The organism is Amycolatopsis cynarae, assembly GCF_026802195.1.
In the GTDB taxonomy this organism is placed as follows: Bacteria; Actinomycetota; Actinomycetes; order Mycobacteriales; family Pseudonocardiaceae; genus Amycolatopsis_E; species Amycolatopsis_E rhizosphaerae.
The window spans coordinates 5,546,320-5,567,873 of the sequence record NZ_CP113836.1 but is presented as its reverse complement, the minus strand read 5'-3'; the positions used below and the strand labels follow the sequence as shown (position 1 = coordinate 5,567,873).

General features: G+C 69.6%; 24 protein-coding genes. 17 read left to right on the top strand and 7 right to left on the bottom strand.

The features are described from left to right. Nucleotides 1-7: 7 nt before the first annotated feature. The 5 genes from ORV05_RS26720 to ORV05_RS26700 all read left to right on the top strand — a co-directional run bounded on the left by ORV05_RS26720 (nucleotide 8) and on the right by ORV05_RS26700 (nucleotide 2,836). On the top strand, nucleotides 8-664 hold the full coding sequence (locus tag ORV05_RS26720) for an ArsR/SmtB family transcription factor (RefSeq protein ID WP_268754753.1): 657 nt from the start codon (nucleotides 8-10) through the stop codon (nucleotides 662-664). A 44-nt stretch (nucleotides 665-708) separates the two neighbouring features. Then, a complete protein-coding gene (gene crcB, locus ORV05_RS26715; RefSeq protein WP_326938088.1) occupies nucleotides 709-1,206 on the top strand; it encodes a fluoride efflux transporter CrcB in 498 nt (165 codons plus the stop codon). Between the two features lies 1 nt (nucleotide 1,207). After that, a complete protein-coding gene (locus ORV05_RS26710) occupies nucleotides 1,208-1,549 on the top strand; it encodes a DUF190 domain-containing protein (protein ID WP_268754752.1) in 342 nt (113 codons plus the stop codon). Then, complete coding sequence (gene crcB / locus ORV05_RS26705) at nucleotides 1,546-1,914, top strand: fluoride efflux transporter CrcB (RefSeq protein ID WP_268754751.1); 369 nt, start codon at nucleotides 1,546-1,548, stop codon at nucleotides 1,912-1,914. The genes ORV05_RS26710 and crcB (ORV05_RS26705) overlap by 4 nt, the downstream gene beginning before the upstream one ends. Before the next feature lie 76 nt (nucleotides 1,915-1,990). Further along, on the top strand, nucleotides 1,991-2,836 hold the full coding sequence (locus ORV05_RS26700) for an NAD(P)H-binding protein (protein ID WP_268754750.1): 846 nt from the start codon (nucleotides 1,991-1,993) through the stop codon (nucleotides 2,834-2,836). On the opposite strand, the gene ORV05_RS26695 is transcribed toward ORV05_RS26700, so the two are convergent. After that, nucleotides 2,823-3,608, bottom strand: a complete 786-nt coding sequence (locus tag ORV05_RS26695) for an alpha/beta fold hydrolase (RefSeq protein ID WP_268754749.1) — start codon at nucleotides 3,606-3,608, stop codon at nucleotides 2,823-2,825. The two genes, ORV05_RS26700 and ORV05_RS26695, sit on opposite strands and share 14 nt — an antisense overlap. 247 nt (nucleotides 3,609-3,855) lie before the next feature. Between ORV05_RS26695 and ORV05_RS26690 the strand changes: the two genes are divergently transcribed. The 7 genes from ORV05_RS26690 (at nucleotide 3,856) to ORV05_RS26660 (ending at nucleotide 11,576) form a co-directional block, all read left to right on the top strand. Next, nucleotides 3,856-4,419 carry a hypothetical protein gene (locus ORV05_RS26690; protein WP_268754748.1) on the top strand — a complete coding sequence of 188 codons (564 nt, stop codon included), beginning with the start codon at nucleotides 3,856-3,858 and terminating at the stop codon, nucleotides 4,417-4,419. 169 nt (nucleotides 4,420-4,588) lie between these two features. Continuing rightward, nucleotides 4,589-5,734, top strand: coding sequence for a 4Fe-4S dicluster domain-containing protein (locus ORV05_RS26685; protein ID WP_268754747.1), 1,146 nt, complete (start codon nucleotides 4,589-4,591; stop codon nucleotides 5,732-5,734). Next, nucleotides 5,731-6,207 (top strand): Crp/Fnr family transcriptional regulator, encoded by a 477-nt coding sequence (locus ORV05_RS26680; protein ID WP_268754746.1) that lies wholly within the window; start codon nucleotides 5,731-5,733, stop codon nucleotides 6,205-6,207. The genes ORV05_RS26685 and ORV05_RS26680 overlap by 4 nt, the downstream gene beginning before the upstream one ends. Next, nucleotides 6,204-7,013, top strand: a complete 810-nt coding sequence (locus tag ORV05_RS26675; RefSeq protein ID WP_268754745.1) for an FAD/NAD(P)-binding protein — start codon at nucleotides 6,204-6,206, stop codon at nucleotides 7,011-7,013. The genes ORV05_RS26680 and ORV05_RS26675 overlap by 4 nt, the downstream gene beginning before the upstream one ends. Next, nucleotides 7,013-7,795 (top strand): NADH-quinone oxidoreductase subunit B family protein, encoded by a 783-nt coding sequence (locus ORV05_RS26670; RefSeq protein WP_268754744.1) that lies wholly within the window; start codon nucleotides 7,013-7,015, stop codon nucleotides 7,793-7,795. Before ORV05_RS26675 ends, ORV05_RS26670 begins: the two co-directional genes overlap by 1 nt. Beyond that, nucleotides 7,792-9,177 (top strand): Ni/Fe hydrogenase subunit alpha, encoded by a 1,386-nt coding sequence (locus ORV05_RS26665; RefSeq protein WP_268754743.1) that lies wholly within the window; start codon nucleotides 7,792-7,794, stop codon nucleotides 9,175-9,177. Before ORV05_RS26670 ends, ORV05_RS26665 begins: the two co-directional genes overlap by 4 nt. Next, nucleotides 9,174-11,576, top strand: a complete 2,403-nt coding sequence (locus ORV05_RS26660; RefSeq protein ID WP_268754742.1) for a glycoside hydrolase family 65 protein — start codon at nucleotides 9,174-9,176, stop codon at nucleotides 11,574-11,576. The genes ORV05_RS26665 and ORV05_RS26660 overlap by 4 nt, the downstream gene beginning before the upstream one ends. Nucleotides 11,577-11,601: 25 nt before the next feature. Here the strand turns inward: ORV05_RS26660 and ORV05_RS26655 are convergent, their stop codons facing one another. After that, nucleotides 11,602-12,405: an SDR family oxidoreductase gene (locus ORV05_RS26655; protein WP_268754741.1), complete on the bottom strand. Its 804-nt coding sequence runs from the start codon at nucleotides 12,403-12,405 to the stop codon at nucleotides 11,602-11,604. Nucleotides 12,406-12,494: 89 nt separating this feature from the next. Between ORV05_RS26655 and ORV05_RS26650 the strand changes: the two genes are divergently transcribed. Beyond that, nucleotides 12,495-12,995, top strand: coding sequence for a MarR family winged helix-turn-helix transcriptional regulator (locus ORV05_RS26650; RefSeq protein WP_268754740.1), 501 nt, complete (start codon nucleotides 12,495-12,497; stop codon nucleotides 12,993-12,995). A gap of 41 nt (nucleotides 12,996-13,036) precedes the next feature. Here the strand turns inward: ORV05_RS26650 and ORV05_RS26645 are convergent, their stop codons facing one another. Genes ORV05_RS26645 through ORV05_RS26635 form a run of 3 tightly spaced genes read right to left on the bottom strand, consistent with a single transcriptional unit; the run spans nucleotide 13,037 to nucleotide 15,360 of the window. Further along, complete coding sequence (locus tag ORV05_RS26645; RefSeq protein ID WP_268754739.1) at nucleotides 13,037-13,708, bottom strand: winged helix-turn-helix transcriptional regulator; 672 nt, start codon at nucleotides 13,706-13,708, stop codon at nucleotides 13,037-13,039. A 9-nt stretch (nucleotides 13,709-13,717) separates the two neighbouring features. After that, nucleotides 13,718-14,416 carry an alpha/beta fold hydrolase gene (locus tag ORV05_RS26640; protein ID WP_268754738.1) on the bottom strand — a complete coding sequence of 233 codons (699 nt, stop codon included), beginning with the start codon at nucleotides 14,414-14,416 and terminating at the stop codon, nucleotides 13,718-13,720. Next, nucleotides 14,413-15,360, bottom strand: coding sequence for an LLM class flavin-dependent oxidoreductase (locus ORV05_RS26635; protein ID WP_268754737.1), 948 nt, complete (start codon nucleotides 15,358-15,360; stop codon nucleotides 14,413-14,415). The genes ORV05_RS26640 and ORV05_RS26635 overlap by 4 nt, the downstream gene beginning before the upstream one ends. Nucleotides 15,361-15,565: 205 nt before the next feature. Between ORV05_RS26635 and ORV05_RS26630 the strand changes: the two genes are divergently transcribed. The 3 genes from ORV05_RS26630 to ORV05_RS26620 are packed head-to-tail and all read left to right on the top strand — an operon-like array spanning nucleotide 15,566 to nucleotide 17,434. Further along, the gene (locus tag ORV05_RS26630) at nucleotides 15,566-16,033 is read left to right on the top strand and encodes a MarR family winged helix-turn-helix transcriptional regulator (protein WP_268754736.1); all 468 of its coding nucleotides are present in this window, start codon (nucleotides 15,566-15,568) and stop codon (nucleotides 16,031-16,033) included. A 34-nt stretch (nucleotides 16,034-16,067) separates the two neighbouring features. Then, nucleotides 16,068-16,640 carry a YbhB/YbcL family Raf kinase inhibitor-like protein gene (locus ORV05_RS26625; RefSeq protein WP_268754735.1) on the top strand — a complete coding sequence of 191 codons (573 nt, stop codon included), beginning with the start codon at nucleotides 16,068-16,070 and terminating at the stop codon, nucleotides 16,638-16,640. 26 nt (nucleotides 16,641-16,666) lie between these two features. Beyond that, complete coding sequence (locus tag ORV05_RS26620) at nucleotides 16,667-17,434, top strand: alpha/beta fold hydrolase (protein ID WP_268754734.1); 768 nt, start codon at nucleotides 16,667-16,669, stop codon at nucleotides 17,432-17,434. A gap of 180 nt (nucleotides 17,435-17,614) precedes the next feature. Here the strand turns inward: ORV05_RS26620 and ORV05_RS26615 are convergent, their stop codons facing one another. Next, entirely contained in the window at nucleotides 17,615-18,838 is a 1,224-nt protein-coding gene (locus ORV05_RS26615) for a GNAT family N-acetyltransferase (RefSeq protein WP_268754733.1), read from the bottom strand. 359 nt (nucleotides 18,839-19,197) lie between these two features. On the opposite strand from ORV05_RS26615, the gene ORV05_RS26610 reads away from it, so the two are divergent. Further along, the gene (locus tag ORV05_RS26610; protein ID WP_268754732.1) at nucleotides 19,198-20,676 is read left to right on the top strand and encodes a hypothetical protein; all 1,479 of its coding nucleotides are present in this window, start codon (nucleotides 19,198-19,200) and stop codon (nucleotides 20,674-20,676) included. Here ORV05_RS26610 and ORV05_RS26605 read toward each other — a convergent pair. After that, nucleotides 20,673-21,542: a hypothetical protein gene (locus tag ORV05_RS26605; RefSeq protein WP_268754731.1), complete on the bottom strand. Its 870-nt coding sequence runs from the start codon at nucleotides 21,540-21,542 to the stop codon at nucleotides 20,673-20,675. The genes ORV05_RS26610 and ORV05_RS26605 overlap by 4 nt on opposite strands. Nucleotides 21,543-21,554: the final 12 nt, after the last annotated feature.

Genomic DNA, 21,554 nt, shown 5'->3' with positions numbered 1-21,554 from the left:
GAGAACGATGGGTGACCGTGCCGCGAAGACCGCGTTGTTCGACCAGCTGGCCCGGGTGGGCAAGGCGCTGGGCAGTGGCAAGCGGCTCGAACTGCTGGACCTGCTGGCCCAGGGCGAGCGCACGGTGGAGGCGCTGGCCAGTGCCGCGGACCTGGGGCTGAGCACCGCGTCGGCGCACCTGCAGTCGCTCAAGCAGGCCGGACTGGTGACCACCCGGCGCGAGGGCACGAAGATCCACTACCGGCTCGCCGGTCCCGACGTCGCGGCGCTGTACGCGCTGGCCCGCACGGTCGCCGGGCGCCGCCTTCCCGACGTGGCCGCGGCCCGCGACGGCTACCTCGGCCCGGCCGCGGGGGAGGAGGTCACCCGCGAGGAACTGCTGCACCGGATCGAGGCCGGCGCGACCGTCGTGATCGACGTCCGGCCCCGCGAGGAGTACGAGGCTGGACACATCCCCTCCGCGGTGTCGATCCCCCTGGAGGAACTGGCCGCACGGCTGGAGGAACTGCCGCCGGACCAGGAGATCGTGGCCTACTGCCGTGGCGCGTACTGCGTGCTCGCGCACGACGCGGTCCGGCTGCTCACCGGCCGGGGCCGCACCGCCCGCCGTCTCGCCGACGGCATGCTGGAGTGGCGGCTCGCCGAACTCCCCGTCGCCTCCTGAGCCCTCGTTGACGTCCCCCGGGGCCGGTCACGGACACTGGAGAGGTGCGTGGCGAGGTGGAACTGGACGATTCGCTCGACCCGGACGTCGGTCTCCGGGCCCCGTCGCAGCGCCGTGAGCTGATCGGGCAGCACGGCCCCGTCCTCGGCGTGATCGCGCTCGGCGGCGGCTTCGGCGCGCTCGCGCGCTACGGGCTCGCCCAGGCGCTGCCTGCCCTGCCCGGCCAGTTCCCCTGGGCCACCTTCGTCACCAACGTGCTCGGCTGCCTGCTCATCGGCGTGCTGATGGTGCTCATCACCGAGGTGTGGACCGCGCACCGGCTCGTGCGGCCGTTCCTCGGGGTCGGAATCCTCGGCGGGTTCACCACGTTCTCCACCTACGCGGTGGAGACCAGGGGGTTGCTGCGGCCGGGAACGGTGCCGCTCGCCTTCGCCTATTGGGCCGGGACCCTCCTTGCCGCGCTGTGCGCCGTCGTCGCCGGGGTCTGGGTGACCCGGGCGGCCGTGCGCCGTACCGGTCATCGACGTGAGAAGGCGGTCTGAGATGGCTCTTTCCGGACGTGCCCTGCGCTTGACGGTGTTCCTCGGCGAGGACGACCTGTGGCACCACAAGCCGCTCTACCACGAGATCGTCCGGCGCGCCCACGAGGCGGGTCTCGCCGGTGCGACGGTGCTGCGCGGCTGTGAGGGCTACGGAGCCTCCTCGATGATCCACACCACCCGGCTGCTCAGCCTCAGCGAAGACCTCCCGCTCGTGGTGATCATCGTGGACGCGGAGGAGCGCATCCGCGAGTTCCTGCCGCGGCTGGACGAACTGGCGATCGAGGGGCTGATGATCCTCGAGGAGGTCGAGGTCGTGCGCCACGCGGGGAGGACCGGGGCGTGATACCGGCACTGGTGTTCCTGGGGGCGGTGGTCGGCGCCCCGCTGCGGTACCTCACCGACCGCGCGGTGCAGGCGCGCCACGACAGCCTCTTCCCGTGGGGCACGTTCAGCGTCAACCTGGCGGGCAGCCTGATCCTCGGCGGGCTCGCCGGGGCCGGGTCGGCGCTCCCGCCGTCCCTCGCGGCCCTGCTGGGCACGGGCTTCTGCGGGGCGCTGACCACGTACAGCACGTTCAGCTACGAAACCCTCCGGCTGGCCGAGCAGAAGGCGTACTTCTACGCGGTGATGAACGTCCTGGTCAGCGTGGTCGCCGGGCTCGGTGCCGCCCTGCTGGGCTACACCGTGACCTCGTCGCTGCTGGGCTGATCCTTGCCGTCCCTCCCGCCCGGGGGTAGCTTTGCTCGCAAATACTGTTTGCTTGCAAAGCAAAGGAGCTTGGGGGATGACGATTCTGGTCACCGGGGCCCGTGGCGGCATCGGCAGCCTGGTCGTGGCGAAACTCGCCGAGGCCGGGCACCGCGTCCGAGGTTCGGCGCGGAACCCGGAGGCGCTCGCGCTGCCGGAAGGTGCCGAGCCCGCCGGGCTCGACCTCGCCAGCGGGCTCGGCGCGGAGGACGCCCTGCGCGGGGTGGATCGCGTTTTCCTTTACCCGACAAGGGAAGGCATCAAGCCGTTCGTCGATGCCGCGGTGGCCGCGGGGGTGCGCTACGTCGTGCTGCTCTCGTCACCGGCTTCGTACGAGGCGAGCGAGTACCGGGGCCGGATCGGCCTGTTGCACCGCGAGGCGGAGCGGACGCTGGAAGCCTCCGGCCTGCCCCACACCGTCCTGTATCCGAGCTGGCTCGCCACCAACGCGAAACGGGACTGGGCGGCCGGGATCCGTGCCGAGGGCCGCGTGCGGATCGCCTTCCCGGACGCGCGGTTCGCGCCGATCCACCCGGCGGACGTCGCCGCCGTCGCCGCCGACCTGCTCACCCGCGAGACCCACCGGGCGAGAATGCAGGTGATCACCGGACCGGAATCGCTGCGCCTGCGCGACATCGTCGCGGTCCTCGGCGAGGTCCTCGGGCGTTCGTTACCCGTCGACGAACTGACGCGGGAACAGGCGCACGAACAGCGTGAACCCTGGATGCCGGCGGCGACCCTCGACGCGCTGCTCGACGCGACCGAGGCGGCGGTCGGGCCGCCCGCGACCGTGACCAACGGGGTCGAGCGCGTCACCGGGCACCCGGCCCGCACCTTCCGGGAGTGGGCCCGGGAGCACCGCGCCGATTTCAGTTCGCGGTGAGGAAATCGAGCACCAGCGGCCCGGCCACCTCGCGGTACTCCTCGAAGTAGGCGTGCCGGGCGCCGGGGATGAGTTCGAGCCGGGCGCCCGGGATGCGCCCGGCGAGCAGCGGCGCGTTCGCCGCGGGGTTGAAGACGTCGTCCGTGCCGTGCACGACGAGGGTGGGCGCAGTGATCTCCGGCAGCACGTCCCAGCCGTCGTGCCCGGCGCTGGCCGCCAGATGCCGCCGCCGCGCGTACGGCGGCATTTCCGGATCGCCCAGCGTCCGATAGGGGCCGGGATGGGTTTCGAGCCAGGCAGGCGAGTACATCAGCTCCAGTAACGCCCGTCGCGCGGCCGCGACGTCCCGCTGCGCCAGCGACCGGCGCACTTCGGCGCTGCGCTCGACGCCGTGCGGGGCACCGGGTGACGTGCAGCCCAGGACGAGCCTGCCCACCCGGTCCGGATGCGCGGCGGCGAGCCACTGCGCCACCCGCCCGCCCATGGACGTGCCGTACACGTGCGTGCGGGCACAGCCGATTTCGTCCAGGATCACGCGCACGTCCTCGGCGAAACCCCTGGTGCTGTAGGAATCGGTGTCCGGTTTGCCGCTGAGGCCGGTGCCCCGGTAGTCGAAGGTGACGGTGCGGAAGTGCGCGTCGAAGTCCGCCCGCACCGACTCCCACCAGTGGTGGGTGTTCGCCTGCCCGGCCAGCAGCAGGAGCGTGTCCTCGCCCTCGCCGTGCACTTCGTAGTACAGGGAAACACCATCGGCCGTTCGCGCATAGGGCACACCTGATCCTAGAACCCGGCGGCATCGTTCGGTGCGGGGCGTCTTCGCCGCCGCCGCGCGGAAGGAGTGCTTCCTGGAGAGCGGTTTCTCCGTTTTGAAACACCCGGTCAGGTGGTTGTTGCGCCGGTGGCGTGCTTTCGGGATGCGGAACGCGCGGTGCCGCCCTTTACTTTCCTCCGATTGTGGGAGGGGCGGCGATGATCATGCCAGCAGTGGCCGCGGGCGAATCCGGGGCGGGGCGGCGGCGGTGAGCAGGGCACTGTTCGTGATGGAGACCTCGGCAAGGGTCGTCACGGGCGCGGGGATGCTCGCGCTCTGGGACGTGGCCCGCTTTCGGAGCATCGTCGACTACGACAGCTGGGAGCTGGAACTTTCCGGCGAACGGGAGTTGCACCGGCACATCCGGGCCGGGGGCCTGGTCCCGATCAACATCGGCGCCGACGGCGCCTGGCAGGTGCTGGTGCGGGCCGGGCGGCCCGGGGAGCGGGTGCGGCTCACCGAACGAGAGGCCTCCTTCGTGCTCGCCACCTCGGAGCCGTACCTGCTGGCGACCACCGGCCGGGTGGCACTCAGCGGTCTGGAGCACATCGACGCGGCCGGGGCGGGGGAGGAGATCGAACTCCTGGTGCCGCCCGGCCGGTACGCGGTGACGCTGCACCTCATCGACTGGGAGGCCGAGCCGGGGAGCCGCGACCGCAACGGGCGCCCCGCTTCCCACGCCCTGCCCGACTTCGTCGCCCTGATCAACCCGGAACAGGGCGAGCCGGGCCGCTACCGGACCCGGACCGTCTCCTTCGACCCCCCGTCCTGAGCCCGGGCTCCCTCCGGGTGTGCAGCGGGGGCTGTTTGCTCCGAATGATTCGGAGCAGACAGCCCCCGCTCGAACACTCCGGTGCTACCCGAACGGGGTAGGCGAACCGCGGCCGGAGGGCCGCGGGAGACCTACGCTGAGGTCATCGGTATCCCGGCCGGAGGGTGCGATGACCGACCGCGACGCGGCCCTGCAGATGGGTACGGACGGCCTCGAAGCGCTGGTCACCGCCCTGCGCGAGGCCGGCCGCGTAGTGATCGGCCCGACCGTGCGAAACGGGGCGATCGTGCTCGCCGAGATCACCGGCGGTGACGAACTCCCCTACGGCTGGGGGGTGGAACTGGAAGCAGGCCACTACCGGCTCCGACCCCGCGGCGACGGGGCCGCGTTCGCCCACAGCGCCGGTCCCCAGTCGTGGAAGAACTTCCTGCACCCGCCGCGGGAACGGCAGTGGAGCGCCGATCGCGGAGCCGACGGCCGGTGGACGATCAGCGCGGAGAAGCCCGAGCCCCCCTCGTACGCCTTCCTCGGGGTGCGTCCGTGCGATCTGCGCGCCATCGCCGTGCAGGACCGGGTGCTGACCGGCGGACCCCATGCCGATGCCGCCTATCGCGGACGGCGCCGCCGGGCCTTCCTCGTGGTCGTGGAGTGCACCGAGCCGGGGGCCACCTGCTTCTGCGCGTCCATGGGCACCGGGCCCGCCGCCGGGGAGGGGTACGACCTCGCGCTCACCGAGATCGTGGACGAGCGGGGCCACCGTTTCCTGGTGCGGGCGGGGAGCGACGAGGGACGGGCGGTGCTGGCCGGGCTGCCTTGCCGTCCCGCGAGCCCGCAAACCCGCGCCGCCGCCCGGGACGGGGTGGCCGGGGCCGCGGACCGGATGGGGCGGACGATGCCCCCGGCCGACCTGCGGGACCTGATGCGCGAGACGCTGGAGGCACGGCGCTGGGACGACGTCGCCTCACGGTGCCTGACCTGCGGTAACTGCACGATGGTCTGCCCGACCTGCTTCTGCACCAACGCCGAGGACGTCACCGATCTCACCGGGAACCACGCCGAGCGGTGGCGGCGCTGGGAATCCTGTTTCGATCTGGACTTCACGCACCTGCCCGGCGGCTCGGTGCGCACCAGCGGCCGCAGCCGCTACCGCCAGTGGGCCACCCACAAGCTGGGCACCTGGCACGACCAGTTCGGCAGTTCCGGCTGTGTCGGCTGCGGGCGGTGCATCGTGTGGTGCCCGGTCGGGATCGACATCACGGAGGAAGCGCACGCGCTGTACCGGGAGCGCGCCGAGACACCGGAGACGGGGACGTGAACGAGGCCGCCCTGCTCACCGCCCTGCCTCCCGCGTCGCGGGACCGGCTGCTGGGTCTCGCCCGCGAGGTCTCCTTTCCGGCGGGGGTCCGCCTCTTCGACGAGGGCGAGGCGGCCGAGGTGTTCTGGATCCTGCGTTCCGGTCTGGTCGCGCTGGACGTGCACGTCCCCGGCCGGGGCTCGGTGGTGCTGGAAACCGTCGGCCCGGGGGAACTGCTCGGCTGGTCCTGGCTGTTCGAGCCGTACCAATGGCATCTGGGTGCGCGGACGCTGGAAGCCGTGCGGGCCTACGAGTTCGACGCGGGCCGGGTGCGGGCCGAGATCGACGGAGATCCCGCCTTCGGCCTGCCGCTGACCCGGTGCGTGGCCGCCGTCGCGATCGGACGCCGGTTGCGTGCCTGCCGCACCCGCCTGCTCGACCTCTACGCACCGTACGGCGCGGAGAGCGACCCGGCCGCCGGGTGGCCGGAATGAGCAGTGCCCTGGTTCCCCTGCCGTACCGCGTGATCGGCCGCGCCGCCGACACGGCCGACACCGCGACGCTCGTGCTGGAGCCGGAGGGGGAGGCGCTGCCACCGTTCGAGCCGGGCCAGTTCGCGATGGTGTACGCGTTCGGCGTCGGCGACATCCCGGTGTCGGTGTCCGCGATCGACGGGCCCCGGCTCACGCACACGGTCCGGGCGGTCGGGGCGATTTCCCGCGCCGTGCACGCGCTGCGGCCCGGCGACGGGGTCGGCGTCCGCGGCCCGTTCGGCACCGGCTGGCGGCTGCCCGCCGGGGGCGACGTGCTGGTGGTCGCGGGCGGCCTCGGGCTCGCCCCGCTGCGGCCCGTCGTCCGCGCCGCGCTCGCCGTGCCCGGGCGCCACCGGCGGTTGAACGTGCTCATCGGCTCCCGTTCGCCCCGCGACCTGCTCTACGCCGAGGAGTCGGGGGAGTGGCGGGCGGGCGGTGCCCGGGTGCTGGTCACGGTGGACCGCCCGGAGCCGCGGTGGACGGGTGAGGTCGGCGTCGTCACCGGCCTGCTGGACCGGGTCGCGTTCGAGCCCCGTCAGGCGGCGGCGTTCGTCTGCGGTCCCGAGGTGATGATCCGCGCCATCGCGCGGGAACTGCTCGCCCGCGGTCTCGGGCCGGAGCGGATCCAGGTCTCCCTCGAACGCACCATGCACTGCGGAACCGGCCACTGTGGACACTGCCAGCTCGGGCCGCTGCTGCTGTGCCGGGACGGTCCGGTGGTCCCGTGGAGCGAAGCCGGGCCCCTGCTCGCGGTGCGGGAGCTGTGATGAGCCCGCGCACCCGGCCGAAGCTCGCGGTCTGGAAGTTCGCCTCCTGCGACGGCTGCCAGCTCACCCTCCTCGACTGCGAGGACGAGTTGCTCGGCATCGCCGAGGAGTACGAGATCGCCCACTTCCTGGAGGCCTCCAGCGCCCCCGGACCGGGCCCCTACGACCTGTCACTGGTCGAAGGCTCGGTCACCACCCCCGCCGACGCCGAACGGATCCGGCACGTCCGGGCGGTTTCCCGCCGCCTGGTCACCATCGGGGCCTGCGCGACCGCCGGGGGCATCCAGGCGTTGCGCAACTACGCCGACGTGGCCGAGTACCTCGCCGTGGTCTACGCGCGTCCCGACTACATCGCCACCCTCGCGACCTCCACCCCGATCAGCGCGCACGTGCCGGTGGATTTCGAACTGCGCGGCTGCCCCATCGACCGCGGCCAGCTGGTCGAGGTGATCAGCGCCTACCTGTCCGGGCGACGGCCGGACGTGCCCGCGCACAGCGTCTGCTTCGAATGCAAGCGCCGCGGCACGGTGTGCGTGACGGTGGCGCACGGCACGCCGTGCCTCGGCCCGGTCACCCACGCCGGATGCGGCGCGCTGTGCCCGGCCTACGGGCGCGGCTGCTACGGCTGCTTCGGCCCGTCCGATTCGACGAACTTCCCCGCGTTCATCCCCCTGCAGCGCCGCGACGGCAGGGACACCCTCGGTATCACGCGCGTGCTGCGCACGTTCAACGCCGCCGCGCCGGAGTTCGACGCGGCAGTACGGAAGGAGCTGCCCCAGTGACCGGCGACGGGGAATCCCGCGTGCTGCGCATCGGTTCGCTCGCCCGCGTCGAAGGGCAGGGCGCCCTGCACCTGGTCGTGCGCGGCGGGGACGTGGCCGAGGCCCGGCTGACGATCTACGAACCGCCGCGCTTCTTCGAGGCGTTCCTGCGGGGGCGCGGCTACACCGAGCCGCCCGACATCTCCTCCCGGATCTGCGGGATCTGCCCGGTCGCCTACCAGATGAGCGCCTGCCGCGCGGTCGAAGACGCCTGTGGCGTGACCGTGGACGGCGAGCTGGCCGCGTTGCGCAGGCTGCTGTACTGCGGGGAGTGGATCCAGAGCCAGACGCTGCACATCTACCTGCTGCACGCCCCCGATTTCCTGGGGTACGACAGCGTCACCGAGCTCGCGGGCACCCACCGTGCCGACGTCGAGCGGGGCCTGCGGTTGAAGCAGACCGGGAACGCCGTGATGGAACTGCTCGGCGGCCGTGCCATCCATCCGGTCAACGTGCGGATCGGCGGCTTCTACAGCGTCCCGTCCCGCGCGGATCTGCGCCCGCTGGCCGAACGGCTGCGCCGTGCGCGGGACGACGCCTGGGACACCGTGCGCTGGGTCGCCGGTTTCGACTTCCCCGACGCCGGAGCCGACCACGACCTGCTCGCGCTGGCCGAACCCGGCACCTACGCCATCGACTCCGGGACCCCCACCGCGATGCCGGCGCCAGGCAGTGCGGGCCTCGCCGCGGACTCCGATCGCGCCCTGCCCACCCGTACCTTCCCCGTAGCCGAGTTCGACGACCACGTGACCGAGACCCAGTTGCCCCATTCGACCGCCCTGTACTCCGTTTTGGACGGTCGCAGGCATCTGACGGGTTCGCTGGCCCGCTACGCGATCAGCGGCCGCCACCTTTCGCCCGTCGCCCGGCAGGCGGCGCGGGAGGCCGGGCTCGGCGATCCGGCGGACGGCGTGGTCTGCCGCAATCCCTTCCGCAGCATCGTGGTCCGGGCGGTCGAGGTGCTCTACGCCGTCGACGAGGCCCTGCGGCTCATCGAGGACTACCGGGTCCCGCCACGCCCCTTCGTCGACGCCGCTCCCCGGGCCGCGACCGGTTACGGCGCGACCGAAGCGCCGCGCGGCCTGCTGTACCACCGCTACCGCCTCGATCCCGGCGGAACGGTGACCGACGCCCGGCTGGTGCCGCCGACCGCGCAGAACCAGGGCGCCATCCAGGAGGACCTCCGCCGCCTGGCCGGGGAACGGCTGCGCGCGGGCGAGCCCACCGACGCGGAACTGACCGCGCTGTGCGAACGCGCGATCCGCAACCACGACCCCTGCATTTCCTGCGGGGCCCACTTCCTCGACCTCACCGTCGATTCGGACGCGCGGCGGCCGGCGTGACCGTCGAACCGGACGACGCCTGGACGGTCCGGTACCAGGGCTACGACCCGGACGAGGAAGGCCGTCGTGAGGCGCTGTGCACGGTCGGCAACGGCTACCTGGCCACCCGCGGCGCGGCGCCGGAATGTCCCGCCGGTGCGGTGCACTACCCGGGCACCTATGCCGCCGGGATCTACAACCGGCTCAGCCGCGCGATCGCCGGGGCGGTCGTGGAGAACGAAAGCCTGGTCAACCTGCCGAACTGGCTCGTGCTGACCTTCCGGATCGACGGCGGCGCGTGGTTCGACGTGGATGCCGCCGATCTGGTGGACTACGAGCAGTGCCTCGATCTGCGCCGCGCCGTGCTCACGCGCCGGTTCCGCTTCCGCGACGAACGGGGCCGCACCACGGCCGTGAGCCAGCGGCGCTTCGTGGACATGCGGTTCGAACACGCCTGCGCGCTGGAGACCACGATCACGGCCGAGGACTATTCGGGATCGCTGGAGATCCGATCGGGCATCGACGGTGCGGTGAGCAACAGCCTCGTCGAACGGTACCGGGAACTGGGCGGGCAGCATCTGGACCTCGTGCGCACCGCGGCACTGGGCGAGGATTCGGTGCTGCTGGAGGTCCGCACGAACCAGTCGGGGATCGAGGTCGCGATGGCCGCCCGCACCCGGGTGTGGTGCGGTGACACGCCCGCGGGCCGCGAGCGGCGCCTCGTCGAACGCGACGCGTGGATCGGCCAGGACATCACCGCCGAACTCGTCCCCGGCCGGGCGGTGACGGTGGAGAAGGTCGTCACCGTGTTCACCGGCCGCGACCGGGCGATCTCCGAACCCGCCGTCGAAGCGGCGCGCTGGCTGCCCAGGATGGGCTGTTTCGAAGCCCTTCTCGACGAGCACGTCCTGGCGTGGGCCGGGTTGTGGCGGCGGTTCCACGTGGCCATGGAAGACCAGGAGGAGGCGCAGCGGGTCGTGCGGCTGCACATCCTGCACCTGGTGCAGACCGTCTCGTCCAACACGGTGGACCTCGACGTCGGGGTGCCCTCGCGGGGGTTGCACGGCGAGGCCTACCGGGGACACGTCCTGTGGGACGAGTTGTTCGTCTTCCCGGTGCTGAACCTCCGGATCCCGGGCGTGACGCGTTCGCTGCTGCGCTACCGGTACCGCCGCCTGCCCGAGGCGCGGCAGGCCGCACGCGAAGCCGGTTACGACGGGGCGATGTACCCGTGGCAGTCGGGCAGTGACGGCCGGGAGGAAAGCCAGCGGGTGCACCTCAATCCCCGCTCCGGCCACTGGCTCCCCGATCCCACCTGGCGCGAGCGCCATATCGGCATCGCCGTCGCCTACAACACCTGGCAGTACTACCAGGCCACGGGCGACCGGCAGTTCCTCACGCACTACGGCACCGAAATGCTGGTGGAGCTGAGCCGGTTCTGGGCCAGCCTCGCCACCTACGATGCCGTCCGGGACCGGTATGTCATCCGCGGCGTGATGGGCCCCGACGAGTTCCATTCCGGCTATCCGGGCGCGGAGAGCGGCGGAATCGACAACAACGCCTACACCAACGTGATGGCCGTGTGGGTACTGCTGCGCACGGCCGAGGCGCTGGAATCCCTGCCGCGGCAGGCCCGCCGCGAACTCACCGACACCCTGCGGGTGCGTCCCGATGAGGTGCGGCGCTGGGAAGAGATCAGCGCCAGGATGTTCGTGCCCTTCCACGACGGCGTGATCAGCCAGTTCGAGGGGTACGAAAAACTCGAGGAACTGGACTGGGACGCCTATGGCGAGCGCTACGGCAACATCCAGCGCCTCGACCGCATCCTGGAAGCCGAGGGCGACAGCGTGAACCGCTACAAGGCGTCCAAACAGGCCGATGTGCTGATGCTGTTCTACCTGCTCTCGGCCGACGAACTCCGGGAACTGTTCGGACGTCTCGGCTACGAACTGGATCCCGGCGCGATCCCCCGCACCATCGACTACTACCTGGCCAGGACCTCGCACGGGTCCACCCTCAGCGCGGTGGTCCACGCCTGGGTGCTGGCCAGGGCCCACCGGCAGCGTGCGCTGGAGTTCTTCGTGCAGGCACTGGAAGCCGACGTGGCCGACATCCAGGGCGGCACCACCCGCGAGGGCATCCACCTGGCCGCGATGGCCGGAACCGTCGATCTGCTGCAACGGTGCTTCTCCGGGCTGGAGACCCGCGGCGACCAACTGGTACTCAACCCGTACTGGCCCGAACCGCTGGGGATGCTGGAGATTTCCCTGCGCTACCGGGAACACCCGCTGAAACTGCGGATCAGCGGGCACCGGGTGGACGTGGCCGCCGGGGCCGGTATGCACCGTCCGATCAGGGTGACCTGCCGTGGCCAGGAGTGCCTGCTCGAACCGGGGGCCACGGTGCGTTTCCCGTTGTAGGACAGCGATTTCCGCCGGGAAGGGATCAGCGGAAGGCGTGCACGTGGTCGTTGGCCCACTGCCGGAACGACCGGGCCGGAGTGCCGGTGATGTCCTCCACCGTCGGCAAGACGCCGGGGCCTTCGATGGTACAGACGCCGGGGAGCCACATGGCCTCGGCGGCGGCCTGTGCGTCGTTGTGGTCCTCGAGTTTCAGTTCGCGTCCGAGGGCGGCGGCGATCATCCCCACCTTGTCCGCGACCGTGAGGTCCTCGGGCCCGGTGAGCGGGTAGATCTTCCCGTCGTGCCCGCCGCGGTCCGCCTGGGCGAGGACGGTGGCGGCGACGGAAGCGATGTCGGCCGGGTCGATGACCGGTGAAGGCAGGCCGCCGTGCGGAACCTCGACCACTCCGGTGTCCCGGATGGACGGTGCCCAGGCGAGGGTGTTGGACGCGAACTCCCAGGCGCGAAGGGCCGTCCAGCCCAGACCGCTGTCGCGGAGTGCCTGTTCGGCGTGCAGGGTGCCGCGGCCGACGGGCGAGTCCGGATGGGTTTGCGCGGTCAGCGATCCGAGCATCGTGATGTGGGCGACCCCGCTGCGGAGGGCGGTTTCGACGACCGGCGCGGGGTGGGTTCCCGGCGGCAGCAGCAGGAACATCCTGTCGACGCCGGACAGTGCGGCCGAAAGGGATGCGGGGTCGGCGAGGTCGCCGGGCACCGCCTCCACGCCGGGTGGCATCGATGCGCGGGCGGGGTTCCTGATCAGCGCGCGGACGTCTTGGCCCGCCGCGCTCAGCTTGTCGAGCACCACACGGCCGACGTTCCCGGTGGCCCCGGTGACGAGGATCATGCCTACTCCGTTTCCCGTACTCAGCGGATACATCAGTGACGCTTCGTTTACCCGAACCGTTCGGGTATCCGAAACTATACACTGGGGCGGTGACCGACAGCTCCACCGAACCCAGCCCCAGGCTGCCCAGGGCCGACGACGTGATCGAGGCGATCGGTTTCGTCCCCTTGGTGGAGGCCTACTTCCGCCGGGCACGGGGCGAGATGCCCGCCGAACTGAACCGCGTCTTCCAGGAACACGGGCTGACCGCGCGCCACGGTGCGGTGCTGCCGCAACTGGTGGTCGCGCCGGCGGTCAGCGTCAGCGAACTGGCCGCGCGGATGGGCCTGTCGCTGTCCACCACCAGCGAACTGGTCGGAGAACTGAGCCGGGCCGGGCTCGTCGAACGGCGCGAGGACCCGGACAACCGCCGCCGCACCCTCGTCTCGCTGGCCTCCACCCGCCGTCAGGCGGTGGAGAACTACGTGGCGATCAGGTCGGCGCCGCTGCTGCGGGTGCTCGATCGGCTCTCAGCCTCCGACCGCGCCGGATTCGTGGCCGGGCTGGCCGCGTGGGCCCACGAGGTGCAGCAACCGCGGGGAAAGCGGTGAGGTAATCCTGCGGGGCGGCCGGTGTTGCGGTGCGGGCGCGATCAGGCCGTGCGGGACCGCGAGGGCGGCAGGCGGAAGAGGTCCGGCAGCCTGCGCAGGGCTTCGCCGTCGCCGGACACCGACGCGGCCCCGGTGTCGATCGCTTCGGCCAACGTGAGGTCCTGGCTGGTCAGGCGGAGGAATGCCGCTTCGCCGATCGTGATGGCCGCGTCCGGGTGCTGGGCCGGTCCGTGCAGCGTCTCGATCGTTCCGTCGTCGATCCGGGCGTGGAACACCTCGTCGTCGACGCGGAACTCGTACACCGCGCGCAGCCCGGCGGCGGCCTCGGCGTCGAAGTAGGCGCGCAGGCCGAGCACGGCCCAGCCCGGATGGAACGTCTCGTCCGCGCGCCGCTCACCCATTGCCCATTTCAGGCCCCATCGGGCCAGCGCCAGTACCGCGGGCCCGAGCTCCTCACCGGCCTCGGTGAGGGCGTACGCGGGGGTTCGGGCGGGCGGCGGGAGGATGATCTTGCGCGCCAGTCCCTCGCGTTCCAGATGCTTCAGCCGGGCGGCCAGCAGTCCGGTGCCGAGACCGCGCAGGGCGGCCTGCAGATCGCCGAACCGCTTGGGCCCGGTCAGCAGTTCGCGGATCAGCAGCAGCGTCCAGCGCTCGCCGACCAGGTCGAGAGTGCGGGCGGTCGCGCAGTACTGGTTGTACGTTCGCTGCTCCACTTCACCACTCTAGACTTCGCGCTTCCCGTTCTTGAACGAGCGAACCTCCAGGAGCAGGCGGGCGAGCGGCTCGGGGTGGGTCAGCATCACGTCGTGCGGACCGTCCAGCGGCAGCGTCCGGTATCCGAGTGCCTCGCCGAACCGGTCGAACGGGTAGGTCTGCGGCCTGCAGTAGAGGGCGGTGCCGGGAATCCCGTCGACCGCCCCGGTCAGGCGAGTGGATTCGGTGAACGTGCGCAGCGGCTGGGGGAGCAGGCGCGGGGCCAGCCAGGCGGCGTTTTCGGTGTCGGTGATGCCGAACGCCGCCGGGGGCGGGGCCGGAATGCGCCGTCCGCCCCCGCGTGTTTCGGCCGCCGCGCGGACGGCCTGCACGAAGGAGCCGGGGGCCAGGCTGACCATGCCGTCGCCATCGGCCCCCGCCCATCCGTCCACGAGGACGAGGTGGCCGACGGCATCCGGCCGCGCGTCGGCCGCTTCGCGCACGACCAGGCCCGCGTAACTGTGCCCGACGAGCACGATGTCGTCCTGCGCCGCAACGGTGTCGAGGGCGGCGACGACCGCCTCGGCGTGGTCGTGGAGCCCGAAGTCCCCGTCGGCGCTGAGGTCCGGGGTGAGCGTGCGCGCCCCGGCGGCGTGCAGCAGCGGGACGACCCGCTCCCAGGCCCAGGGGCCGTGCCAGGCGCCGTGGACGAGAACGAACGTGGTCATCGGTGATTCTCCTTGCGTAGCAAGGGCAAAACCTTGTCGGCGAACTCCTCCAGGCCGGTGTGGTGGTCCTCGGTGGCCAGGCGGATCACGAGGTGGCGCGCGCCGGCGGCGGTGTAGCCGGTCAGCCAGTCGGCGGCCTGCCGGGCGGTACCGGCGAACATGGCCTGGATCGACTCGACGACTTCGAGAGGCGCGTTGTAGTAGCGCTCGATGCTGTTGCGCAGGCGCCTGCGTGCCCTTTCGGGGTCCTCGTCCAGGCAGACCGTCGCGTACAGGGCCGGAGTGATGGGACGGGCTGTCGCCGCCTGCTCGATGACCCGGTGTTCCTCCGCGTACGTCGCCGCCTTGGACGGATAGGGGAGCCAGCCGTCGGCGAGGCGGGCGACGCGGCGCAACGCCGGGTCGTTGCTTCCGGCCAGCCAGATCGGCGGCCCTCCCGGGCGGAGTGGCGGGGGCGCGATCCGCACGTCTTCGAAGGCGAAGTGCTTGCCCTGGTAGGAAACCGCCTCTCCCGACCAGAGCAGCCGCATCGCGTCGATCGACTCCTCCATCCGGCTGATTCGGCGGTCGAAATCGACGCCGATCGCCGCGAACTGGGCCCGGGTGTTCGGGTTCGGGAACCCGCCGCCCACGCCCGCGATCACCCGTCCTCCCGACAGTCGGTCGAGGGTGGCGAGTTGGTGCGCCAGCAGGATCGGATGGCGCAGCGCGGGCAGCAGCACCGCCGTGCCGAGCGCGACCCGTCGGGTGGCCTGGGCCACGGCCGACAGCAGTAGCAGCGGATCCGCGCGCGGCCTGGTCACCGGGCTGTCGCCCGCCCAGACCGAGTCCAGGCCCAGTTCCTCGGCCCGGCGTGCCTGGGCCACGAGCCGCGCCGGTTCGTGCTCGCCCAGCACGGTCTGATCGCGCGTCGGCAGCAGGTAGCCGATCTCCAGCCCCGCCATCTCCGCCTCCCGCTGTCGCTTCTTGTTTTTGAAGTACCAAGTTCTTGTTACGGTAGCAAGAGGGAGGCTGGGACAGCAATGGGGACTTCCGCGGCGCAGGCGCGCATCAGTTGCGTCACGCACTAAGTGCGTGACGCAATGATTGCATCACACAACATCATTGGTAGGGTGATCGTTGCGAGGAAGGGAGGTCGGGATGGGGCGCATGTCGCGTCGCGAAGCCGAGGAACGTGTTCTGGCCGCGCTGCCGGGCTGGGTCAACGCCATCTCTCAGCTGAACCGGCTGATCGCCGAACGGATGGGGGTCACCGCCAGCGATCTGGACTGCCTGCACGTGCTGAACCAGCAGGGGCCCGCCACGGCGGCAGAACTGGCCCGCCGCGTCGGTCTGACACCCGGGTCGGTGTCGCGGATGATCGACCGCCTGGACGCCGCGGGCTGTATCAAGCGGACCAACGATCCCCGGGACCGGCGCCGCGTGCTGATCGAACCGACCAGCGACGGCCTGGCCCGCATCGCGGCCTACTACGACGGGCTCACCGCCCGCGCCCACGACGACCTCGCGGTCTTCCGCAAGGAGGAGCTCGACGCGCTGCTGCAGTTCGTCGAGCGCTCCCAGGACAGCGCCCTCGACGAACTCTCGCGTCTGCGCCACGACCAGCACGCCCGCTGACCGCACCGGCGGTTCCGATCTCTGAGGGGAAAACATGACCGTACGCGACGACTCGCCCAAGAAACGGCGGGCCGGGATGGCGGGCCTCGCCTGGAATTCTCCGGATCTCGCCGCCGCCAGAACGCTGGTACTGGGCAGTCCGGACTTCGACCACGAGGGCACCATCCCGACCGTGCACGCCTCGAAGCGGGTCGGCGGCGAGGATCTGTCACCGGCCTTGACGTGGTCCCCGGTCCCGGCGGACACGGCGCAACTGCTGCTGGTCGTCGAGGATCCCGATGCCCCCACACCCCTGCCCTTCCTCCACTGCGTGGCCTTGCTGAACGCCTCGATGACCGGCCTCGCGCACGGGGCGCTGGATGCCGGGGATCCCGCCGACGGCGTGCACGTCCTGCGCTCGGGTATAGGCAGTGGCTACTTCGGCCCGGCGCCGCCGAAAAGTCACGGTGCGCACCGATACGTGTTCCAGCTCTTCGCACTGGCCAAGCCGCTCACCGCGGGCCCGCGCGGCACCGCCCTGGACTCCGCCAAACCGCGCGAGGTGCTCGCCGCCGCCGGGGACGTCCTCGCCCGAGGGCGTCTCGACGGCTTCTACGGACGCACCTGACCGCTTCGAGCCGAGGAGATCGCGGCATGAGCGACTCACGCGTCCATCGATTCGCCGCCCGCGATGGCGTGGAACTGGCATTCCGTGAGACGGGGCACGGCCGTCCCCTGGTCCTGCTCCACGGCTTCACCGCCTCGGGACGGCAATGGCTCGATCACGGTCCCGCCGCCGTCCTCGCCGCGGACGGCTACCGCGTCATCCTGCCGGATTTCCGCGGCCACGGTGACAGCGCCCGGCCGCACGATCCGGCCTCCTATCCGCCCGATGTGCTGGCCGATGACGGCCTGACCCTGATCGATCGGCTCGGGCTCGACGACTACGACCTCGGCGGCTACTCGCTGGGTGCCAGGGCGGTGCTCCGAATGCTGGTGCGCGGCGCCCGGCCCGCCCGCGCGATCGTGGCGGGCCAGGGACTCGCCGCGGTGCGCAGCATGGCGGCCAACGGCACGAACCGCCGCGCGCTGACCGCTCTCGCCAACGGGGACGCCATCGAACCCGGGTCTGCGGAGGCGGAAGCCGCGCACTGGATCACCCACCTCGGCGGCGATCCCCGCGCGCTACTTCAGGTCCTGGACTCGCTCGTCGCAACGCCCGTCGGGGCGTTGAGACGCATCGAAACCGCCACTCTCGTGGTGGTCGGCGATCGGGATCACGACCACGCCTCCGCCGAAGCGCTCGCCGCCGTCCTGCCCCGCGCGCGGTTCACCCGGGTGCCGGGCGATCACTGGAGTGCGCTCACCGGACCGGAGTTCGCGCGCGTGATCCGCGCGTTCCTTGCCGGGCAGTCCGGCTGACAGCCGATTGATCCGAGTACGGTTCCACGCCACCTGTGGACGGTCGAACGCGCTGAACGGGTGCCCTCGGCCGGTTCACCGTGAGCGGGCGCGTGTGGTCTCCCGGGCGAGACAGTTCTTCGCGGATTCCCGGAAGTGGGCGACGAGGGGGTTGCGGTCGTTGGCACGCGAGCGCGCGGGTCAGAACCAGTTCAGGCAGTGCGGGGTGCGCTCGGCGCGGAAGAGGACATCCGCGAGGGTGGCCGCGCCCGCGTGGTGGGCCCGGATGTGCCCGGCACGCACGAGCGCGCTCGGGGCGGTGCCGCCGAGGTAGACCGAGCCGAGGTCGCGCACGTCCAGGGACAGGTCGGGCTCCCGGTCCGTCGGGACGCAGTCGGCCTTGCCGTCCCGGACGGTCAGCAGGTAGCGGCCGTGCTCGCCGAGGAACGGGTCGTCGACGTCGAGGACGAGCTCACCGTCGGTGAACCAGCCGCGCGCGGTCAGCGCGCGCGGGACGTCCAGCAGTCGCACCCAGAGCCAGTCGGTGTCCTCGTTCACCTGGGCGGCGCGGAAGTCCGCAAGCTGCCAGCGCAGCGGGTGCCCGGGCGGGAAGTGCTTGAACACGACCTGAGTGACCAGGTCGTGTCCGAGCACGAACCGGGCCAGGGCCGTGGAAACGGCGTCGTCGGTGGCGATGGTCTCGTCGACGGTCAGGGTGGCGGGCTCACTGATCGAGTAGCTGGCGTACCCGTCCGGAACGCCGTCGGCGTCCCGGTGCACGGCGACGTAGCGCGGCGCCGGAGAGACCGGGGGCTGCCCCGCGCGCAAGGTCCACCAGCGGTGCGGCCGGGACAGCGCGCCGGGCTGTGTGCGGCGGTACCGGTCGTAGACCTCTTCCAGGATGTCGCCGCACTCGGCACGCCGCAGCAGTTCGACCGAGCCAGTCGCCGGGGCGTCGCCGACCGTTTCGCGCGCCCTGGGGAGGGCGAGGGCAGCCTGGTGGCGCGGGACCGTGAGCCGCTGCGTGTAGGTCGCCGGTCCGTAGCCGAACCTGCCGTAGATCAGGGCCTCGGAGGCCAGCAGTACGGAAAGAAACTCCCCTTGCGCGCGCAGTTGCGTGAACTGATGCCGCATCATCGCGCTGAGCACGCCCCGGCGCCTATGCGAGGGCAGGACACCGACGGCGCTCACCCCGGCGGCCGGAACGAGGATCTCGCCGGGCAGGGTGAGCTCGAAGGAGTAAGCAGCGGCGGTGCCGACGGGCCGCCCTTCCGCCGTCACGGCGAGCAGGTTGCGGTCCATTTCGAGCGCCGCCCACCAGACCCCGCCGCTCTCGGCCGGGGTTTCCGGGAAGCGCCCGAATGCGGCATGGAGTGTGTCGACGAAGACGTCGAAGTCCTCGTCGGTCGTGGAACGGATCTCCATTGCTGCCACTGCCTCCCCGGGATAACGGCACCACGACTCGTGGTGTCCCGTCCTAGTGCAGCGTCGATCAAGTGGCCGGAGCAAGCGAATTACCCGCAGTGGGGTCAGGGAAAAACAAGTACGGCCCTGACTGGCGTTCTCGCTGTCAGGGCCGGTTCTTCATGTTCAAATGGGGGTGCCCTCGGCAGGATTCGAACCTGCGACACCTGCCTCCGGAGGGAACTGAACGGGCGGTTCAGTGGTCTCTACCTGCGGTTTTGCTCTCGTTGTGCTCGCACCACGGGTCGGGAGTGCCGGTCTTGCCGCGAGTTCGCACCACGACCCGCACCACGTTCGTTTCGGTGCTGGATACTCTTGACGTGAGCATGAGCGTAGGCAAAGCCGGTGCGGCAGATTCGGCCCGGCTCCTGGATCGGGAGATTCGACAGAAGCTGGCGGCCGTGGTGGTGGACGCCAACGCCTATGGCCCTGTCGGGCCAGACATCGGTCGGCTAACCAGTCTTGCAGCAGACCTCGCCAAGCTGGGGATTGAGACGTGGATACCTGAGCCAGTTGCGTGGGAGTGGGCCGAGCATCTCTCCGCCGAGTGGGCTACCACTCGTAACGTTGCGAGGAAGGCGCTGGGGCGGCTCACTAGGTCTGGGTTGTCCGCTATGTCCATCACACCTGGTTATAAGGATGCTTCCGCAGTCGTCGATGCCTTCTTGAGCACTTTGACTGGGTCGCCTCATATCGAGATCATCACGTTGACAGGCGAGAGCGCTATTCAGGGGCTTAAAGACCAAATCCTTCAACGGCCCCCTGCCAAAAGGAAGTCTGCCGAGGCAGTGAAGACCGGCGGTAGCGACTCTGCGTGGCTCCGCGACGTCCTCGCGCAGGCTAACGCGCCGGAGACATTACTGTTCTTAACCGAGGACAACGATATCAAGCGAGCATTCCAGGAGTGGGGTCATGGGCAACCGCTAACGCGCACTGCGGCCACCATTCGAGCAAGCCTTTTTGAGGACGTGCCGGCTAGCGTGGTCGATCAATGGTTGGTGGCACGGTATTTGTCAGCACGGTTGCCAATGGATCTAGATGGGAATGCTTCCACCTCTGAAGGGCAACTGGTAGGTAGCACTCCTAATTTGCTTCAAGCCCTGGACATAGATTGGGAGGAGCATGGCTGGACTGGAGGTAGCCTGACTAGGCTCACAGGGCTCGCTGGCCTGTTTGACGTGATGTGCGAGGCTCCGGAAGTTCACGACCCTGGACGGTCTCCGGACACACGCACCATTCGAGCCACTGCAGTCCTACTTGCCGACGCTGAGACCATCCACGTGTTCCCGTTGGGCGGCGAAGATCCGGTGAATGAGACCACTGCATCCCACATCGGATTAACGGCCCGCACCACCCTCGTCCTGCAGGTACGCGGAGAGGAGATCATCAGTGTGCGACCCGACTCCGAGACCATTGTTTTTCCCGAGTCGCGTTATGAAGACAACTGGGATGCAATGGAGGGAGTGGAAGACGCGTTAACTAGTATTCCCGGGTTAGCTTTGCCCGAAGGCTGGGGAGGTTGGCAGACCAAGGGTGATCGAGAGTTGATTGTTGATGGGATTAATGTGGTTGTCAACCTTTCCTGGGACCATGGCGACCACGGCGGTTTCGTGCTGAAAATCGGCGACGAAGAAGCGCGAATCTCCTGTCAGCATGACGACGGCGCCTGGGTGGGTGGCAGCGACGGAATATATGTCGAGCCGCCGTACTACGTGACGGTAGAAACGCCTGAAATGGAAGGCGGTGACGAGTGGGCACTGTCGTCCTGGATGATCCGCTGCCTGTCGAAAGAAGGTTAGTCAAGTGTCCATTCTTCAATCGACAGCTCTTCTTTCAGTTTGCCTTTCTCTTGGCGATCACGCTCGGCTTTTTCTCGCGCCCGTGTTGTGGCCTCCAACTTCCGCATACCCTCTTCACTGAGAGGTTCTCTCACTGCGCGAAACCAGAATGTTTGCCCGGGTTCCCCTATTCGTTCCAGTTCACTTATTGCTACTCTTCCAGAGATTAACGATTCGTAGAGTGCGCCGAATGCTTCTCGGTATTTTCCTTCTCCTTGAATCCAGAGTATTATCACGAGAGGAAGCAAGGATAGAAGGATAGGACTGAGCTTGACAGCTGTCACCAAAATAAGGACTGCTGTAGAACTAGCGACCGCGCATCGGAAATCTCCTTCAGCGCGGAGTCGATCCCATAAGTTCCAGATCTCCATCTCTTTTCCAAGAAGTCTCGTTGGGATCCTTCGTGCGCCACTTACGACATCAGTTGTGTGACGGCGGATATCGACAGTTCGACACGCGAGTTCTTCGTCTAATTCGTCAGCATGAGATCCTGATAGTTCGGTTTTGTATAACCGTTTCTCAACTTCGCTTCTAAATTCTGGATTTTGGTTGACTTTTTGATAGACTTTAAGGCGAACCAACTTCTCTATCCGCCCTAGAAATGGACCACTAAAGAACCTCGACTCTTCCCGGGTGGGCAAGCTGTTCTCGAACTCGATCGCCTTGTCGAGATTATATTGCTTGACAAGTTGTCGAGTTCTAATAATTTGCAGTGGTCGAACCCATGAGTACCACACTGAAAATCGAACTACGGCTGGAATTATCTCAGACCAGAGCGCTCCAGCGATAAAGGCGATGAATGTTACGGTTGCAACGGTCGCACTCATGCCAAAATACGA

Bases quoted from the DNA above. Each gene is read 5' to 3' on its own strand.
- ORV05_RS26720 (WP_268754753.1), top strand. From the start codon at position 8: ATGGGTGACCGTGCCGCGAAGACCGCGTTGTTCGACCAGCTGGCCCGG.
- ORV05_RS26710 (WP_268754752.1), top strand. From the start codon at position 1,208: ATGGCTCTTTCCGGACGTGCCCTGCGCTTGACGGTGTTCCTCGGCGAG.
- ORV05_RS26700 (WP_268754750.1), top strand. From the start codon at position 1,991: ATGACGATTCTGGTCACCGGGGCCCGTGGCGGCATCGGCAGCCTGGTC.
- ORV05_RS26685 (WP_268754747.1), top strand. From the start codon at position 4,589: ATGACCGACCGCGACGCGGCCCTGCAGATGGGTACGGACGGCCTCGAA.
- ORV05_RS26675 (WP_268754745.1), top strand. From the start codon at position 6,204: ATGAGCAGTGCCCTGGTTCCCCTGCCGTACCGCGTGATCGGCCGCGCC.
- ORV05_RS26670 (WP_268754744.1), top strand. From the start codon at position 7,013: ATGAGCCCGCGCACCCGGCCGAAGCTCGCGGTCTGGAAGTTCGCCTCC.
- ORV05_RS26655 (WP_268754741.1), bottom strand. From the start codon at position 12,405: ATGATCCTCGTCACCGGGGCCACCGGGAACGTCGGCCGTGTGGTGCTC.
- ORV05_RS26640 (WP_268754738.1), bottom strand. From the start codon at position 14,416: ATGACCACGTTCGTTCTCGTCCACGGCGCCTGGCACGGCCCCTGGGCC.
- ORV05_RS26635 (WP_268754737.1), bottom strand. From the start codon at position 15,360: ATGGCGGGGCTGGAGATCGGCTACCTGCTGCCGACGCGCGATCAGACC.
- ORV05_RS26630 (WP_268754736.1), top strand. From the start codon at position 15,566: ATGTCGCGTCGCGAAGCCGAGGAACGTGTTCTGGCCGCGCTGCCGGGC.
- ORV05_RS26625 (WP_268754735.1), top strand. From the start codon at position 16,068: ATGACCGTACGCGACGACTCGCCCAAGAAACGGCGGGCCGGGATGGCG.
- ORV05_RS26620 (WP_268754734.1), top strand. From the start codon at position 16,667: ATGAGCGACTCACGCGTCCATCGATTCGCCGCCCGCGATGGCGTGGAA.
- ORV05_RS26615 (WP_268754733.1), bottom strand. From the start codon at position 18,838: ATGGAGATCCGTTCCACGACCGACGAGGACTTCGACGTCTTCGTCGAC.
- ORV05_RS26605 (WP_268754731.1), bottom strand. From the start codon at position 21,542: ATGAGTGCGACCGTTGCAACCGTAACATTCATCGCCTTTATCGCTGGA.